Annotated in this window: 12 protein-coding genes, 3 pseudogenes and 1 riboswitch; of the genes and pseudogenes, 9 read left to right on the top strand and 6 right to left on the bottom strand. The window is 63.4% G+C overall.

What is annotated here, in order from left to right; genetic code table 11:
• Nucleotides 1–42: 42 nt before the first annotated feature.
• Together ACIPHM_RS16325 and ACIPHM_RS16320 are read left to right on the top strand one after the other, a co-directional pair.
• On the top strand, nt 43–1,524 hold the full coding sequence (locus ACIPHM_RS16325; protein ID WP_400330123.1) for a sensor histidine kinase N-terminal domain-containing protein: 1,482 nt from the start codon (nt 43–45) through the stop codon (nt 1,522–1,524).
• A gap of 141 nt (nt 1,525–1,665) precedes the next feature.
• A pseudogene (locus ACIPHM_RS16320) lies at nt 1,666–2,823 on the top strand (cysteine desulfurase family protein); the annotation flags it as partial.
• A 37-nt stretch (nt 2,824–2,860) separates the two neighbouring features.
• On the opposite strand, the pseudogene ACIPHM_RS16315 reads toward ACIPHM_RS16320, so the two are convergent.
• A pseudogene (locus tag ACIPHM_RS16315) lies at nt 2,861–3,076 on the bottom strand (LysR substrate-binding domain-containing protein); the annotation flags it as partial.
• Between ACIPHM_RS16315 and ACIPHM_RS16310 the strand changes: the two are divergent.
• Nucleotides 3,039–3,797, top strand: a pseudogene (locus tag ACIPHM_RS16310) (SDR family oxidoreductase). The pseudogenes ACIPHM_RS16315 and ACIPHM_RS16310 sit on opposite strands and share 38 nt — an antisense overlap.
• A 199-nt stretch (nt 3,798–3,996) precedes the next feature.
• Nucleotides 3,997–5,475, top strand: a complete 1,479-nt coding sequence (locus ACIPHM_RS16305) for a catalase (protein ID WP_400330120.1) — start codon at nt 3,997–3,999, stop codon at nt 5,473–5,475.
• Here the strand turns inward: ACIPHM_RS16305 and ACIPHM_RS16300 are convergent.
• A complete protein-coding gene (locus ACIPHM_RS16300) occupies nt 5,472–6,065 on the bottom strand; it encodes a hypothetical protein (protein ID WP_400330118.1) in 594 nt (197 codons plus the stop codon). The two genes, ACIPHM_RS16305 and ACIPHM_RS16300, sit on opposite strands and share 4 nt — an antisense overlap.
• Before the next feature lie 189 nt (nt 6,066–6,254).
• Nucleotides 6,255–6,333: riboswitch (Fluoride riboswitch) on the top strand.
• Between the two features lie 127 nt (nt 6,334–6,460).
• Here ACIPHM_RS16300 and ACIPHM_RS16295 point away from each other — a divergent pair.
• Entirely contained in the window at nt 6,461–7,810 is a 1,350-nt protein-coding gene (locus tag ACIPHM_RS16295) for a voltage-gated chloride channel family protein (protein WP_400330115.1), read from the top strand.
• On the opposite strand, the gene ACIPHM_RS16290 is transcribed toward ACIPHM_RS16295, so the two are convergent.
• Complete coding sequence (locus ACIPHM_RS16290; RefSeq protein WP_400330112.1) at nt 7,807–8,739, bottom strand: DUF72 domain-containing protein; 933 nt, start codon at nt 8,737–8,739, stop codon at nt 7,807–7,809. The two genes, ACIPHM_RS16295 and ACIPHM_RS16290, sit on opposite strands and share 4 nt — an antisense overlap.
• Nucleotides 8,740–8,920: 181 nt before the next feature.
• Here ACIPHM_RS16290 and ACIPHM_RS16285 point away from each other — a divergent pair, with 181 nt between their 5' ends.
• The 4 genes from ACIPHM_RS16285 to ACIPHM_RS16270 all read left to right on the top strand — a co-directional run bounded on the left by ACIPHM_RS16285 (nt 8,921) and on the right by ACIPHM_RS16270 (nt 12,829).
• Nucleotides 8,921–11,005, top strand: a complete 2,085-nt coding sequence (locus tag ACIPHM_RS16285; protein WP_400330109.1) for an ATP-dependent helicase — start codon at nt 8,921–8,923, stop codon at nt 11,003–11,005.
• Between the two features lie 220 nt (nt 11,006–11,225).
• A complete protein-coding gene (locus ACIPHM_RS16280; protein ID WP_400330106.1) occupies nt 11,226–12,017 on the top strand; it encodes a hypothetical protein in 792 nt (263 codons plus the stop codon).
• A gap of 99 nt (nt 12,018–12,116) precedes the next feature.
• Nucleotides 12,117–12,398 (top strand): DUF1653 domain-containing protein, encoded by a 282-nt coding sequence (locus ACIPHM_RS16275; protein WP_400330104.1) that lies wholly within the window; start codon nt 12,117–12,119, stop codon nt 12,396–12,398.
• A gap of 260 nt (nt 12,399–12,658) precedes the next feature.
• Nucleotides 12,659–12,829, top strand: coding sequence for a DUF6726 family protein (locus ACIPHM_RS16270; protein ID WP_400330832.1), 171 nt, complete (start codon nt 12,659–12,661; stop codon nt 12,827–12,829).
• 280 nt (nt 12,830–13,109) lie between these two features.
• On the opposite strand, the gene ACIPHM_RS16265 is transcribed toward ACIPHM_RS16270, so the two are convergent.
• From ACIPHM_RS16265 to argG, 3 genes are all read right to left on the bottom strand, one after another.
• The gene (locus ACIPHM_RS16265) at nt 13,110–14,282 is read right to left on the bottom strand and encodes an alpha/beta fold hydrolase (protein ID WP_400330101.1); all 1,173 of its coding nucleotides are present in this window, start codon (nt 14,280–14,282) and stop codon (nt 13,110–13,112) included.
• A gap of 153 nt (nt 14,283–14,435) precedes the next feature.
• Nucleotides 14,436–15,848 (bottom strand): HdeD family acid-resistance protein, encoded by a 1,413-nt coding sequence (locus tag ACIPHM_RS16260; protein ID WP_400330098.1) that lies wholly within the window; start codon nt 15,846–15,848, stop codon nt 14,436–14,438.
• Nucleotides 15,849–16,075: 227 nt separating this feature from the next.
• Nucleotides 16,076–17,410: an argininosuccinate synthase gene (gene argG / locus ACIPHM_RS16255; RefSeq protein ID WP_400330095.1), complete on the bottom strand. Its 1,335-nt coding sequence runs from the start codon at nt 17,408–17,410 to the stop codon at nt 16,076–16,078.
• Between the last annotated feature and the right edge of the window lie 58 nt (nt 17,411–17,468).

The raw sequence follows: 17,468 nt of genomic DNA, 5'->3' as shown, positions 1-17,468 counted from the left end.
GTCTCACGTCTGCCCACCGCCATTTCCGTCACCCGCCCCCCAATGCTGCAACCGAATCTTCGCCGCCAACTGGCGCTCTGGCTGCTGTTCCCGCTGCTCGGACTGCTCGCACTCGACACCTGGCTGACTTATCAACGCGCGATGAGCGCGGCCAATTCGGCGTTCGACCGCTCGCTGGAGTTCTCGATCAAGTCGATTCGCGAGGGTACGCAACTGATCGACGGCGAGGTGCAGGTCAATCTGCCGTATCTCGCGCTGGAAATGTTCGAGTCGGATCGCGGCGGCAAGATCTACTACGTGATTCGTGAGGGCGCAGGCGCTGGAGAGCACGCTGAAACAAGCGAGGGCGAAGGACGCGCCGTGACGGGCTATCACGACTTGCCCATGCCGCCTGAACGGCTCGCGCCGGAGCCATACCAGACCGCGTTCTACGACGCGACGTATCGCGGCGAAACACTGCGCATGGGCGCGCTCCAGTTGCCGGTGCACGACGTGCCGAATGCGAAGACGCGTGTCGTGTGGATCGTGGTCGGGGAGACGACGGAGTCGCGTCACGAGCTCGCCCGGCAGATTCTTACCGGCGCGCTTCAGCAAGAGGTGTTGCTGGTGGTGCTGGCGCTGGCGATCGTGTGGCTTGGCGTGACACGCGGCCTGCGTCCGCTCAATCGGCTTTCCGCCAAGGTCGCCGCGCGAGAGGAGGGCGACACGACGCCGCTCGACAACGTCGATCTGCCGACCGAGGTCAAGCCGCTCGTCGAGTCGATCAATCAATACGTGGGACGCGTGGGGCGCATGCAGGCATCGCGTCAACGTTTCTTCGCCGACGCCGCGCATCAACTCAAGACGCCGCTGGCGATCATTCAGGCCGAGTCCGAACTGACGCTGCGAGAGTCGCTCAGCGCGCAGGCGCGCGAGCGTGTCGAGCGACTCAACCACGCGGTGAAGCAGGCCGCGAAGAGCGTTCGTCAGTTGCTCTCGTTGTCGCGGCTGGAGGCAGAGGGGGGACCGCCTGTGGCGATGGTGCCGATGCGTCTGGACGAGGTGGCGCGCAACGTCACGCTCGATTGGTCGCCGGTGGCGCGCGCACGACAGATCGATCTCGGATTCGAGCACGACGGCCCGGTGGAGGTACTCGCACAACGCGAGTTGCTGGCGGAGTTGTGCGGCAATCTGATCGACAACGCCATTCGCTATGCCGGCGATGGCGCGGTCATTACGGTGCGCACGTGGCTCGGCACGGAAAGTGCGGGCTCGGTAGAGGACGAAGCCGGCGGCGCTACGCCCGTGCTTCAGGTGATCGACAACGGACCCGGCATTCCCGTGCATGAACGGGAGGCGGTGTTCGAGCGCTTTTATCGTCGCGAACACACCGGTGCAACGGCGCAAGCGGTCGACGGTTCCGGGCTCGGGCTGGCCATCGTCAAGGAAATCGCCCGCAAGCATCACGCCCGCGTGACGTTGGGCGAGGCGCCCGGCGGCGGACTCGCCGTCACCGTCCGATTTTCGATTCGTGGCGACGAGTGATCGCCACGAGAAGGAATTTTCATAATTACTTATTTTCTGGGATAAATTTTCCCTTAAACGTCATTCTCATAAGCGATTTCGCAAGCCTTTTCTCGATCGCGGCGCGTAGGATCGATGCACTTTTTTGAGCAAGGGCCGATCATGCGCGATAACGAACCACTCCATTACTTCGATTACGCGGCGACGACGCCGGCAGACGCTGCCGTGATCGCCGCCATGTCCGAATGCCTGGGGGTCGACGGTGTTTTCGGCAATCCCGCGTCTAGCTCGCATGCGGCGGGGGTGAGTGCGCGTCGTCTCGTGGAGCGCTCGCGCTCGCAGGTCGCAGCCCTTATTGGCGCCGATGCGGCCGAGATCGTGTGGACGTCCGGTGCCACCGAATCGAACAATCTCGCCCTCAAGGGCTATGCGGAGTTCGGGCAGGCGCGAGCGCATCTGATCACCAGTGTCCTGGAACATAAGGCGATTCTCGACACGATGGCGTGTCTGGAGACGCGCGGTGTGCCCGTCACGTTCGTAACGCCGTCGACAACCGGCGAGATCACGCCGGAGGTTGTTGCGGCAGCGCTGCGTCCCGATACGGGCCTGGTGTCGCTCATGCTCGTGAACAACGAACTCGGTACGTTGACCGATGTCGCCGCCATCTCGAAGGTGGTGCACGCAGCGGGCGCGCTGCTGCACGTGGACGCCGCGCAAGCGCTCGGCAAGACGCCCATCGACGTGAAGGCTATGGGCATCGACATGTTGTCGATGTCGGCGCACAAGGTGTACGGCCCGAAGGGGATCGGGGCGTTGTATGTGAACAAGGACGTGATGGCGCGCATTGCGCCGCAGATGCACGGCGGCGGACACGAGCGCGGCCTGCGCTCCGGTACGCTGGCGACGCATCAGATCGTAGGCATGGGCACGGCGTGCGAGCTGGCCATGAAGGGCATGACGATCGACAACGCGCGCATTGCGCAATTGAGTCAGCGTCTGCTCGATGGCGTGCTGGGGCTCGACGGTGTGGTGCTCAACGCAGCGAACGCTCAGCGGATTCCGCATACGCTCAGTCTTACGGTGAAGCACTCGGGCTTCTTCACGTTCATGCTCAATGGCAATCTGGCGGTGTCGTCGACATCGGCGTGCAATTCGGCGTCGGGGCAACCGTCGCACGTGTTGAGCGCGATTGGGCTCGACAGCGAAGCCGCGAGCCGCACGGTGCGGCTCAGCCTGGGACGTTTTACTTCCGAGGCGTCCGTCGACTTTGCGATGGCTTGCTTTGAGCGCGTCGTTTGCCAGTGCCGGGCGTTGGCGGCGTGATGTCCGTGATGGTGTTCGTGTCCATATCGGGCGTGGCGGCGGTCTCCTGCTGCAACCACTCCCTGAACGCCGCGAGCCGGGGCAGCGTGGCGCACTCTGCCCGATACACCACGTAGTAAGCGAGCGGCGACGAGCAATCGACCTCGGGGTAGAACCGTACCAGACGGTTCGCCGCGAGGTCGTCGCGCGCGAGCACACTGCGTGCGAGCGCGATGCCGTGTCCATCGATGGCGGCTTGCAAAACGGCGCTGATCACCGGCGCGACAAGTGGCATTGGTCTGGCGACGGCGCGTTTGTTCGTGGAGGAGGGCGCGCGCGTGGCCATCGTCGGGCGCGATGCGGTGAAACTGGACGCCACAGGGGCGGCGCTCGGCGAGCACGTGTGACCGATTCGTGCGGATGTGCGCAACGTCGACGATCTCCAGCGCATGCGCGATGTCGTGCAGCAGAGGTTCGGCGAGCTTGACGTCTTCTTCGCCAATGCCGGCGTGGCTTACGCAACGCCGCTCGACGGTACGACACCCGAGCAATACGGCACGCTCATGGATATCAACGTGAAAGGCGTGTTTCTATCGATGCAGGCGGTCACCCCGGTGTTGCGCGATGGGGCGTCGGTCATTCTGAATACGTCGTGGCTTCATGAGGTCGGCCCGCCGGGGTTATCGCTGCTCTCGGCGTCCAAGGCGGCCGTGCGCTCGCTGGCGCGCACGTGGTCGAGCGAACTGCTGGCGCGCAGGATTCGCGTGAACGCGGTCAGCCCGGGCGCGATCGACACGCCGATTCATGCGCGCGCGGGCGCCACGCAGGCGCAAATCGAGCAGAGGAAACAGAAGATCGCGTCGCGCATTCCCGTGGGACACCTCGGTGCGCCGGAGGACATCGCCCGTGCTGTGATGTTCCTGGCGAGCGACGAGTCGCGCTATATGCTCGGCGCCGAAATCGCGGTGGACGGAGGCTTCTCGATGCTGTAACGCTGGCAGTTGGGAAGGGGGAGCGGAGGCGAAGGGGCGAGGCCGGGTCGCGATGGACCCATCGCAAGTTGACGAATATTCAACGCGCCGGATGCCGGTGAGTGCGTCCCGACGTCTTGTATTATGCTTTGAACGACTTGCGGAATTACTGACTCTTATTCTCTCCCTCTCCCCACCCACCTTCATGTCGGAGGTCAATATGAGCAAAGAGAAAGAACGTCTGGACACCGGTTCGACAACCGGGGCAGGTGCACCGGCGGCAAGCGACCGAAACACGCTGTCGGTCGGCCCGGACGGCCCTCTCCTGCTGCACGATGTTCACTTCCTCGAGCAGATGGCGCACTTCAATCGGGAGAAAGTCCCCGAGCGTCAACCTCACGCCAAGGGCGCAGGCGCCTTCGGCATTTTCGAAACCACCGCAGATGTGAGCCGTTACACCAAGGCGTCGTTGTTCCAGAAGGGCGCCAAGGTCGACATGCTCGCGCGTTTCTCCACGGTCGCAGGCGAATCCGGTAGCCCCGACACCTGGCGCGATGTGCGCGGCTTCTCCCTCAAGTTCTATACCGACGAAGGCAACTACGACCTCGTCGGCAACAACACGCCGATCTTCTTCGTGCGTGACCCGATGAAGTTCCCGCACTTCATCCGCAGTCAGAAACGTCTGCCGGACTCGGGACTGCGCGACAACCACATGCAATGGGACTTCTGGACGAACAATCCGGAGTCGGCGCATCAGGTGACCTATCTGATGGGCGATCGTGGGCTGCCGCGTACCTGGCGTCATATGAACGGCTATGGTTCGCATACCTACATGTGGGTCAACGAGAAGGGCGAGAAGTTCTGGGTGAAGTATCACTTCCACACGCAGCAGGGCATGGAGTTCTTCTCTAATGCCGAAGCGGCGAAGATGTCCGGTCAGGACGCCGACTTTCACCGCCGCGACCTGTTCGACGCCATCGTTCGCGGCGAGCATCCGAGCTGGATCATGTCGGTGCAGGTCATGCCGTATGCCGATGCGAAAAACTATCGTTTCAACCCGTTCGACCTGACGAAGACGTGGTCGCATAAGGACTATCCGCTGATCGAAGTGGGCAAGATGACGCTCAACCGCAATCCGGAGAACTTCTTCGCGCAGATCGAGCAGGCCGCGTTCTCGCCGGGCAACACCGTGCCGGGCATTGGCCTGTCGCCGGACAAGATGCTGCTCGGTCGCGCCTTCGCGTACAACGACGCGCAGCGCAATCGCATCGGCACGAACTTCCATCAACTGCCGGTGAACCGTCCAAAGGTGCCGGTGCAAACGTACATGTTCGACGGACACATGGCGTTCGAGCACAGCGGCAATGCGCCGGTGTATGTGCCGAACAGCGGTGGCCGTCCGTACGCCGATCAGACCGGTGCGGCCGAGGACGGCTGGGAGTCGGATGGCGCCATGGTGCGCAGTGCCTACACGCTGCACAAGGACGATGACGACTTCTCGCAGCCGGGCGCTCTCGTGCGTCACGTGTTCGACGACGCGGCACGCACGCGTCTGGTCGAGACGGTGTCCGGCGCGCTGCTCGGCGGCGTGCGCAGCCCGGTGCTGGAGCGCGCGTTCGAGTACTGGAAGCAAATCGACCCGGAGGTCGGGGCGCGTATCGAGAAGACGGTGAAGGACGCGAAGCAGTCGGTGTTCTAATCCCAGCGTATCAATTGCGGCGGGCGACGATGCACGGCATGGTCCCCGCCGTTTTCATTTGAGAACGGCTTCGCGTCGAGTATGGCGATACGCTCCAGAATTCTCTGCGCAGTGGGGGTGGCTCGCAGCCGTTCGCGCGTGGCGTCGTTCAGATGACGGATGATGTCGGCCACAGTCATGCCCGCCTCGCGAATCGCGCGCTCGGGATCGTAGCTCCCCATCAGATGCAGGTATTCGGTGGCTCGGTCGCCGAAGATCGTCTTGAATATCTCCGGCGTTTCAAACAGCATCACGAACAGCGTGGGCGTGACGACCGCGATCTCGAACTGTTCGGTCGACGCATTGATTGACAGCACCTCCTCGGCACATACGTCTCGCTCACCGGCCAGGTCCGGATCGGTTGTGTGGGCGTTGTGAATCAGCAGCGTTTGAAGCTGGTGTACGTAGATGACGTCGCGCGCGGTAGACGGGACATCGCTCAGGTTGGACGGACAAAAGAAGCGCGATGAGTGGGCAACCGCAGGGGGCAGCCACGCCCGAAGAAACGCAATGCCGTCCATCGACGGGCAAATGATGCTCCGTAATTCCATGTGGGGATCTCCTTAAGCCGAAGAGGTCATGCCGTGTTGTCTTCCTTCAGCCACGCCCCGATTCTAGAGGCGTGCCTCGGGCAAGAACGCGGAAGCGCCGATTTATCGGAATGCGCCGATACCGTTCGGTATTTGGGCGCAAAAAATGTCACGCATTGTGAGTGCGCGTGCTTCCTGATAGCATGACGACTGCTTTACGGAGATGGCATACCTCCGGCGTTCGTTTCGCAAACCGCCCCTCCCCGGGGCTGATGATGCCTGCAAGATCCTGGCGTGCCGGGAGGTTGCGGGCTATGCGAACGGGCGATTCTCTCGTCCCCTCGAAATCTCGATCTCTCTCCTGTCGTGTTCAGGCAATTTGTCGACGGCGTCACTCGTCCCGATGTTTGAACCTCATGAAGATGTTCCACGATTCCCCATTGCGTGATCTGTTCGGCGTGTTGCCGCGCGCGGCCCATGCGAGCGGGCTTGCGGCGCTCGTCGGCGTCATGGCCGGCAGCGCCTCGGCGCTGTTTCTCGTCGCGCTCGATCTCGCGACCGATACCCGCCTCGCTCACCCCTGGCTGCTCTGGCTGCTGCCCGTTGCCGGTTTCGCGGTCGGTTGGCTTTATTTGCGGCTCGGTGCACGCGTCGAGGCGGGCAACAACCTGCTGATCGACGAAATTCATGACCCGCAGCGCGTGGTGCCGTTGCGCATGGCGCCGCTCGTGCTCTTCGGCACGGTCATGACGCATCTCTTCGGCGGTTCGGCCGGACGGGAAGGCACCGCCGTGCAAATGGGCGGCGCGCTGGCCGATCAGCTCACGCATGTGTTCGGGCTGTCCGGTGAGCAGCGTCGTGTGCTGTTGATGTCGGGGATCGCGGCGGGTTTCGCCTCGGTCTTCGGCACACCGCTTGCAGGCGCTGTGTTCGGGCTGGAGGTGCTCGCCATCGGCCGGCTGCGCTACGACGCGCTGCTGCCATGTCTGGTGGCGGCCCTTGTGGGAGACGCCGTCACGCGCGCGTGGGGCGTGCATCACACCCCCTATACGATTGCGCCCCCGGCGTTCGCGGCGTCGATGACGCTCTCGGGGGCGCTCAGTGCCGCGGCGGCGGGCGTGCTTTGCGGACTCGTCGGAATGGTCTTCGCGCAAGCCACGCACGCGATGTCCGCGTTCATGAAGCGTTGCATCGGGTATGCACCCCTGCGTCCGTTTGCGGGCGGCGTGCTGGTGGCGGTTGCGGCCACGGTGCTGGGCACGCCGCAGTACCTCGGGCTCGGCATCCCGACCATTGTCGACGCGTTCCACACGTCGCTGCCGTGGTACGACTTCCTCGGCAAGACGTTCTTCACGGTCATCACGCTCGGCTCGGGGTTCAAGGGAGGCGAAGTTACGCCGCTGTTCTACATCGGTGCGACGATGGGCAACGCGCTGTCTCATGTGCTGACGTTACCGGCTGCGGTGCTCGCAGGCATCGGCTTCGTGGCGGTGTTCGCCGGGGCGGCGAATACGCCGATTGCGTCGACGCTGATGGCGATCGAGATCTTCGGTCCCCAGATCGGGGGCTACGCGGCCATCGCATGCGTGCTGGCGTATCTGTGCTCGGGACACACCGGCATCTACCGCGCGCAGCGCGTCGGGCACAGCAAGCACGGGGCGGTGCCGGAAGGCACGCGGCTGGCCGATGTGCCCGCGTGGCGCAAGGCGGTTCGGGCAAGTTCGCCGCCGCCGTCGGCGCCGTCCGACGATACCCGTCACCGCTAAGTTCCGCCGCGAGCCAGATCGTTGAGCGCGCGTTGAAATTCCGACGCGTTTTTCATGCCCTGGTCCTCGTAATTGGTATTGAAGAGCACGTGCGTATCGTCGGCTTGCGCAGCGATGCGCTGAACGCGGGCCGCAATGTCGATCAACTCGCGCTCGCTGTACTCGTAGTCGAAGCGTCCCGACGAAGCCGCGAGACCTCGGCGGTTCCACGCCGCAGTATTGCGGCCATGCAGACGCACGACACAGAGGTCGTCGCGTGTCGTCGCCCAGACGGCGGGGACGGTGTTATCGAACCCGGCCGGGCTGTCGACGATCGTGTGCGCCGCGCCCGTCTCCCTGAGCATGGCCAGCGTGGCGGCTTCGCGCGACGGCGAGTCGAACCAGCTCCGGTGACGGAACTCGACGGCGTGACGCTCGCCCGCGAGCCGTTGCGCTGTCTCGAAGACGAGCGCGCGCCCCGCGCGATTGTTTTGCACGCGCGGCGAGAACTGAAAGTGGATGGCGGTGAGCTGCCCGCTCTGGCGCAACGGCTCGATGGCTTCGAGATAACGTCGCCAGAGTTCGTCACGCAACTCGGCGGGAATATCGTCCGGTGCGAGCTGAGTCTCCTGCCTCGCGGGCAGATCGTCCGAGGGGCGCAGCGCCTGTGCGATGTCCCGCGGCAGCGCCGCGAGCGGTGTCGTGTGTCCGGTGAAGGCGCGAAACGCCTTGATATGAAAGCGAAACGACGGCGGCGTGCGTTGCGTCCATCGCCAGGCGACGGCGGCGTCGGGCAGACGGTAGTAGCTGCTGTCGACCTCGACCAGATCGAACGCCGATGCGTAGTAGCGCAAGCGCCCCTCGGGCGTTTTGACGCCCGGCGGGTAGAACCGGCCGCACGCGATAAGCGTCGGGTCGGTCCAGGACGATGTGCCAGTGCGGATCGTCATGGGAAGCTGGACGCAACGCTGTCGACGGGGTGACAGCGAGGGATTCGTCTCAAATTTGAAAGGGGCTCGATGGGCGTCTAACCCATCGTTATAATGTATAAATATACAGTACTTTTCGAGCGTACCCACGGGCAATCGGCGCGTTAGTTTGCGCATTTCCGTGGTTCTCCCCTTATCTTGCATGTCAGAACAGACGGCTGCCCCCGCCCGCGATCCGTGGGCCGAACTCAATGACCGCCAGCGCGAGGCGGTCGATTTTGGCGTCGGTGACGATGGCTCGCCCGGCGGTCCGTTGCTTGTCATTGCCGGCGCGGGCTCGGGCAAGACGAGCACCCTCGCACACCGCGTAGCGAACCTGATCGCGCGCGGGGCCGACCCCAACCGCATTGTGCTGCTCACGTTCTCGCGGCGCGCTGCCGCAGAAATGGAACGGCGCGTGGGCGCTGTGCTGCAAAAAGTGCTGGGGCTGCCGTCGACGCAGCCGCCATCGCTGCCATGGGCGGGGACGTTCCACGCCATCGGCGCACGGTTGTTGCGCGAGTTCGCCCCGCGCATCGGGTTGTCGGAGGCGTTCACCATCCACGACCGCAGCGACGCGGAGGATCTGCTCGGGCTGGTACGCCACGACCTCGGATTCTCCGCCACGCAATCGCGCTTCCCGCTCAAGGGCACGTGTCTGTCGATCTACTCGCGCGTGGTGAACAGTCAGGCGCCGCTGGCCGAGGTGCTTGCAAAGCATTTCCCGTGGTGCGCGCAGTGGGAGGCGCAACTCAAGACGCTTTTCGGCGCCTATGTCGGCGCAAAGCAAGCGCAACACGTGCTCGATTACGACGATCTGCTGCTGTACTGGGCAGAGACGATGGGGGCACCGGAACTCGCGCGCGAACTGGACGCGCGTTTCGATCACGTGCTCGTCGACGAGTATCAGGACACCAATCGGCTTCAGGCGCAGATTCTGCTCTCGATGAAGCCCGAGGGGCGCGGCCTCACGGTGGTGGGTGACGACGCGCAATCGATCTACGCCTTTCGCGCGGCCACGATCCGTAACATCCTCGACTTCCCCGGTCAGTTTGCGGTGCCCGCGCATGTGGTCACGCTCGAGCGCAACTACCGCTCGACGCAGCCGATTCTCGACGCGTCCAATGCCGTGATCGCCGAGTCGAGCGAGCGCTATGCAAAGGCGCTGTGGACGGACCGGGAATCGACGCGGCTGCCCCAGCTCGTCAATGTGAGCGACGAGTCGGGACAGGCGCGCTGGGTCGCCGATCAGGTACTTGAGCAGCGCGAGGCGGGTACGCGGTTGATGCAGCAGGCCGTGTTGTTTCGCACCGGCAGCCATAGCGCGGCGCTTGAGCTGGAACTCACGCGCCGCAACATTCCGTTCGTGAAGTTCGGCGGATTGAAGTTTCTCGAAGCGGCGCACGTGAAGGACATGCTGTCGATTCTGCGTTGGGCGCATAACCCCGCGAGCCGGTTGTCGGGGTTCCGCGTCGCGCAGTTGATTCCCGGCATCGGCCCGGTGAGTGCAACGCGTGTGCTCGACGCCATGGCCCAATCCGCCACGCCCGCACAAGTGCTTGCGGACTTCAAGCCGCCGTCCGCCGCTGCGACCGAGTGGCGCGCGTTCGTCGACGTCTTCATGACGCTGCACGACACGCGTCTCGCATGGCCGGCCGATGTGGATCTCGCGCTGCGTTGGTATGGGCCGCTGCTCGCACAGCGTTTCGACGACGCAGCCGTGCGTCAGGCCGATCTCGAACAACTCGCGCGCATTGCGAGCACCTATGGTTCCCGAGAGCAGTTTCTGACCGAGCTGACGCTCGATCCGCCCGATGCCACGAGTGCGCAATCGGGGCCGCCGCTGCTCGACGAGGACTATCTGATTCTGTCGACGATTCACAGCGCGAAAGGACAGGAGTGGCACTCGGTGTATGTGCTCAACGTGGTCGACGGTTGCATTCCTTCCGACATGAGCACAGGCGACGATGAGGACATCGAGGAAGAGCGACGGCTACTGTATGTCGCAATGACGCGCGCGAAAGTGTCACTGCAACTGGTCGTGCCGCAACGCTTCTACGTCCATCAACAAACGGGCATGGGCGATCGTCATGTGTACGGCACACGCAGCCGCTTCGTCTCCGAGCGCATGCTGCCGCTTTACGAGATCTTCCCGAAGCCGCGCGAGGACGATGTGCCGCGGGGGCCGGCGGGTGACGTCACCGTGCATATCGACGTGGCGAGGAAACTTCGCAACGCGTGGTCCTGACGCCGCATGGCGCGCTTTCGCCGGGTCGCGCCGAATCGGGAAAACTTACATCGCGTTTCCGTTGTCAGGCGCGGAAACTTTCTAAAGTTGCTGTCTTTCGTGCATCAGGTATAGTCGCCGCATCGGCGGCGGATCATTGTGTTTTCCGTCGCCGGGAAGGTTTCGTAAAAGCGCATCGACGCCCATTGAGACGCGTTGAAAAGACTGCGGGGAGAAAGGGATGCAATGGCTGGTTGACCAGATGACGTTGATGCCGACGGCGCTCTTGCTCGTCAGCATGGCGGTCGGCACGGCGGTGCTTGCCGTTGTCGTCGCCTGGCTTGCGCGTGTCTGGTTGTTCGACCGGCTGGGCGATCCGTCGGAGGTACGGAGCACGGTTGCCGATGTGGTTCACGGTAGCTTGCTGGCGTTCATCGTTTTCGTGCTCGCGCACGTGTTGACGGACGTGCGCGCGAATCTGGGCCGTGCCGATGATCAGGCGTTGCACGAAGCGTCCGTGGTGCGGCGGCTGGACCGCGAGCTCAAGGCCGTGGGAGACGCCGACGCGCAATCGGCGCGTGTGCTCCTGCGTAGTTACGTGACGTCTGCCGTCACTTCCGAATGGAAGACGCTGAGCACCGCAGACCCGGATCTCTCGCCGGACACGGAGGCGGCGCTGACCGCATTTGTCGGTGCAACGCGTCGGGTTGTCGCGCGACATGACGACAGTGCGAGCTCGATTCGTACGCTGCTCGATCGCTTGGAAGAGGCGCGGCAGGGGCGCTTCGAGAATGCGACGAAGACCGTGCCCGGTGTGTTCTGGTGGGTCATCTCGCTATTCCTGCTCGCGGCCATGGCGATGAATGGCCGTTACGCAGGCTCGTGGAAAAGTAACTTCATCATCGCCATCCACATGGGGGCGATCGGCATGGTGGTTGCGCTGATCATCAACCTGGATGAGCCGTTCCGGGGGGTGTCGGGCATCTCGCCTGGCCCCTTGGCGAAGGCCGTAGGAATCGTAGCGCCGCGTTGACGTGTCGCGCTGAATGCGTGCAGACGCGGGGTTAGTGAGGGTTTTGCATGCCGGATCGAATCCGGCAGTCGTATGCAGGAATGCAGGAGAAGAAAGACGATGTTTTCGAATGTGCCAGCGCCGTCGGCAGAATCCACGCCGGAAATCGAGGCGTTCCGCCCGGGTGTCTACCGTCACTACAAGGGCAATTGCTATCTCGCGCTCGGTATTGCACGGGCGGATGAGACGGACGAACCCGTTGTCGTCTACACGCGACTCTATCCGCGCGAAGGGCTGCCGATGAGCACCCGGCTGCTACGCATCTGGAATGCGCCGGTGATGACGGAGAGCGGCCCGGTGCCGCGCTTCACTTACATCGGCCACACGACGCCCGCCATCTGAGGCATCTCCGGGACGGCATTCACGCGCTCTCCCGCATCGGATTTTTGACTGCAACGACTGACCCGAACCGCCGGCCTTCCGGTACCTAGCCCTACTCAGGATCTACTCAGGACGTCCCCATGACTACGCTTTCTACGATGAGCCGTCAGGCCATCGCCACTTCGCACGCCCGTCGCTTTGTGAAACCGGACGAACACGACCCTCGCGAGTCCGGTGTCGCCGATGACGGACGGCCCACGTCGAAGCCTGCGCCGCGCAATTTGCGTCGCTGGTGGACGCTGTTCGCGATTCTGCCGTTCGTGACGTCGGTGGCGGGGTGTGGACTGCTGGCGGCGCCGTGCCGCGTAGCATCGGCAGGGCTGAAGATCATTCCGGGCGTTGGTGGCGTGCTGGCCGCGCCGACGGACGCTTGTGCGGCTGCCATCGACTGATGCCGGGAGCCCCTGCCGAGCCGGCAGGCAGACTGTTTTTCGACCGTAGAAAAAAAGAAAGCCCGCGCGTTGCGGGCTTAATCCATATCAAGAGGAGACATGGAGGAGACGAGTTCAGTATAGGACGTCGTGTTGCGACGCACCATATGTATTTTTACGTAAGTGTCTGCATGTTGCGTACTTGCAACGTTGAATAACTTACATTGAATCAATGGCTTATCTCGCGGTTCCTGTCGTCTCTTCCCCAGCTGCCTCCCGGAATCCCGAATCATTCCTCTAGTTATTGTGCGTGTGCACGCTTTTCCGTAGCCATCAGTCGAAGGAGGAAGGGCACGGAGTCGCGAAGCGACGGATTGAGCGTTGCGTCGTGATTGAGCCCTTCGTACTCGCGCACCAGCGTTGTCGTGCCCGCCTTGGTCACATCGCGGGCGAAAGCCTGCTGCATGATGAGCGGCACGTCGATGTCCTCCGATCCCATACCGATGAACACCGGGTGGTTGATGCGCAGCGTCGGATAGCGCATCGACGCGCTCTGCCTATCGAGCAGCTTCTGGATGCCGGGCTGCATGCTGTTGCCCGCGTTCAGCCCGGCAGACGTCGAGTGATCGGTCAGCGTGTCGATGCACAGCGTGCGCGCTTCGTTCAAGACGGGCAGTGCCTGCGGCGAGAAATACTTCGCTGCCTGCAACGACGGATCGCGGTCGGCGGCGGACAGGAAGATATACATCGCGTAGGGAATCTTCGGGTCCGGTGCGCCCGGATCGGGCTGACTCGCGAACAGCATGCCGGCAGACGTCTGCGCGTTGAAATACGGCGTGCCGGTCAGCACGGTGGCGATCACTTTGACGTCGGGCGCGTACTGCGGTTGATAGCCCGCCGCCGCGAATGCGGCATGGGCCCCCTGCGATTGTCCGACGAGCACCACACGGTTCTGCAACGGGAAGACGCTGCGTGCGGCCAGCAGGCTGTCGAGCACGCTATAGGCTTCTGCGCGCGAATTCAGATAGTGATGGAGTCCCTGCGAGCCGAGGCCCGCGTAGTCGGGGGAAACCACCGCGAAGCCGAGCGAGAGCCAGGTGTCGAGATACTGAATGTCGCGCGGGCTGCGCACGTTGAGCGACGGGGCACAGGCGCTGGCGATCCCCACCGTTCCATGCGCCCAGAGCACGACTGGCCAGCCGCCGGGCGGTGTCGGTCCTCTGGGCAGAAACACGGCGCCGGTGTCTTCGCGGGCCTCGATGCCGTCTACGCCGTCGATCGAGCTGTAGCGAATGCGGAATTGTTCGCCGGCTTCGGCCAGCCCGTGATCGGCGTCGAGCGGTTGCCGGTCGACGAGGGTGCCGTGCGGAATGGTGACGGGAGCGGCCTCGGGCGTGATCGCGTGTGCGGCGCGTCCGATGACCAGGCTGGCAAACAGGGCGGCGCTGACATAGCGCCACAGGCGGTTGAACATGTTGAACTGTCCTCGTATTGGGGGTTGCCGCTGAAGCTCGGACGGGCAGCGCTCGCGCGCTGCCCGGGTGCCTGTTGCTATTGCTCTGGCCAATACGGGTGACGTTACACCGTCCCCTTATGAATGTCTCGATCGTTGCGAATCAACGCAGCGTTAATGCTTCGGTGCGTCGGGCACCGTGTTGTCATGCAGTTGTTGGGCAGCGGCCTGTTGCTCGGCTTCACGCCATGCACGGCGCGACCGGCGCATGCGGCGCATTGCCAGCGAAGACATCGTGATCCAGCCGAACGGACGCGGATCGACGAGCATACTCACCGCGCGAGCGTAGTCGAGCACGAGACCGGGGGTCCAAGCCATTGTCTTGGCGCGCTTGCGCAGTTGCGCGGCGACCCACAGTTCAGGCGTGAGCCACAGGCGTACGAATGTCCACCAGCCGGCATCCTCCCCATTTTGCAGTTTGCCCACACGGCCTTCGATGGCCGCTTCGAGCGCCTTGGCCACGCTGCTGGAGCAGTTGCGGTGCGTCAGGTTGTAAGTGGGGTTCTGCTGGTACGCCTGCCAAAAGACGGCGAGCTGTTGCGGGCTGTAGTTGCGGATACGCACTTTCACGGTAGACGGGCACCAGGCCTGCGACTCTGTGGCGTAGTTCGGCTGGAACGTGCCGGGCACGTCGTTCTCGCGGGTGGCGCGCAGCAGTTGCCCGAATTGGTCCGGAGAGCGGTCGATCTCTTGGGCGGGATACAGACTCACATACACGCCCTCGTGACTCTCCAGTGCGGCGTGGCCGGTCGAGATCACGCCGTTCTTGTCGACGGCGGCGATGTAGCGATCGATCACCGGGTGACGTCGTGCAGGGGCCTTGGCCGAGCCCGAAGGGGTCCAGACGTGCACCGTCAGCGCCGGTTCGGTATCGGTGGGCGGGCCGTTCCAACGCGGCGCGCCAGGACGTTGACGCCAGAGGCGGCGCTTTTCCTGCGGGCTGCCGAGAATCTGTTCGATGCGGAAGTCGCCGCGCATGCGTCGCGCGCGCATGGCGAGCACAAGCACGTTCCAGCCGGTGAACATGAGGCCCAGCCCAATGGCGTACGGCAGCGTGCCGGCGTAGTGCGTGGGGTACGGCTGATAGAAGAAAATCGCGACGGCGATCTCCAGCACGCCGCCCCCCACCGCCCATTTCCAGCGCGGGTAGCGCACTACGTGCGCGGCCACGCATTGCAGCAGTCCGTCGGCGAGGAACAGGGTGCCGAACAGCATCGACAGCCAGAAGTTGCCGTTGTACTGATGGAAGAAAAGGACCAGCAGCGCCGCGATGGTGAAGGTGCCGCCCTTGAGGGCGCGCACGATGCGCTGGCCACCGACCCCGATGCCGACGATGGCGAGCGTCGCGAGCCCTTCGAGCAGCAGCAGCCAGGCGAACACTTTGATCGGGAAGTGCACCACGCCGTCGAGTGCATCGACGACCAGGGCCAATCCGAAGGCGAAGAAGATCGCACCGATCCAGATCAGCGCACGGGCCCGGCGGCGCAAATAGTCAACGCCGAGCAATAAGAGAATCAGTCGTACCAATGCAGGGTCTCCGTCGCATACGCGATTCCCGGTGAGTCCGGAATATCACGCACCCCGAGTTCGGGAGGTGGATCTTTTTGGAATACAGGATATTTTGGACGCTATCTTAACGCGTCAATGGTGACAGGCCAAAAACAAAGGCGGCGCGCTCCTTTCGGGGCGCGCCGCCTGTTGCAGCAGACAACACAGCTGCACCGCCCCGAAGGGCGATACGTTGGGTGGCCGACTTAGTCTTTCTTGCCTTCGAGCTGCGGCAGGGCGTCGTCGCTCGACGACGTCAGGAGGCCCACCTTGGCGTACGTCATCAGCTTCTCGCGCGTGTCGACGATGTCGAGCGTGCGCATCGTGAGCTGGCCGATGCGGTCGAGCGGCGTGAAGACCGAATCGCCCTTTTCCATCGTCAGGCGCTCGGGCTTGTACGTCAGGTTAGGCGAGGTGGTGTTCAGCAGCGAGTAATCGTTGCCGCGGCGCAGTTCGATGGTCACTTCGCCAGTCACGGCGCGCGCCACCCAGCGTTGTGCCGTCTCGCGCAACATGATCGCTTGCGGGTCGAACCAGCGGCCCTGATACAGCAGACGGCCCAGACGACGGCCGTTTTCGCGGTATTGCTCGATGGTGTCTTCGTTGTGGATGCCGGTCACGAGACGCTCGTAAGCGATGAACAGCAGCGCGAGGCCCGGAGCTTCGTAGATGCCGCGGCTCTTGGCTTCGATGATGCGGTTCTCGATCTGGTCGCTCATGCCCAGGCCGTGACGACCGCCGATGCGGTTGGCTTCTTCGAACAGTTCGACGGCGTTGGCGAACGTCTTGCCATTCAGGGCTACCGGCTGGCCTTCTTCGAAACGCACGGTGACTTCTTCGGCCTTGATCGCGCAATCGTCGCGCCAGAACGGCACGCCCATGATCGGCTGCACGATCTTGATGCCCGAATTCAGGTGCTCGAGATCCTTGGCTTCGTGCGTCGCGCCCAGCATGTTCGAGTCCGTCGAATAGGCCTTCTCGACCGACATCTTGTAATCGAAGCCGTTGGCGATCAGGAATTCCGACATTTCCTTGCGGCCGCCGAGTTCGTCGATGAACGTCTGGTCCAGCCACGGCTTGTAGATCTGCAGGCCCGGGTTGGTCAAGAGACCGTAGCGATAGAAGCGCTCGATGTCATTGCCCTTGTACGTGCTGCCATCGCCCCAGATATTGACGTCATCTTCCTTCATCGCGGCCACGAGCATCGTGCCCGTGACGGCGCGGCCGATCGGCGTGGTGTTGAAGTACGTGACGCCGGCGGTCGAGATGTGGAACGCGCCCGATTGCAGGGCGGCGATGCCTTCGGCCACGAGTTGTGCGCGACAGTCGATCAGACGGGCGTTCTCGGCGCCATAACCCATGGCGCGGCGCGGGATTTCCTCGTAGTCGGGTTCGTCCGGCTGACCCAGATTGGCCGTGTAAGCGTAGGGAACCGCGCCTTTCTGGCGCATCCAAAGCAGCGCAGCGCTGGTGTCGAGACCGCCCGAAAAGGCGATGCCGACCCGTTGTCCCATGGGAATGTGTTGCAGAATCGTGGTCATCGGCGTGAAAAAGCTGGGTTTTTAACCTGTCAAGTATCCCCGTCCGGGCTATGGATGG

The sequence above is a fragment of the Pandoraea sp. NPDC087047 genome (assembly GCF_044745225.1).
Lineage (GTDB): Bacteria > Pseudomonadota > Gammaproteobacteria > Burkholderiales > Burkholderiaceae > Pandoraea.
This window is presented reverse-complemented; position numbering and strand designations above follow the sequence as displayed.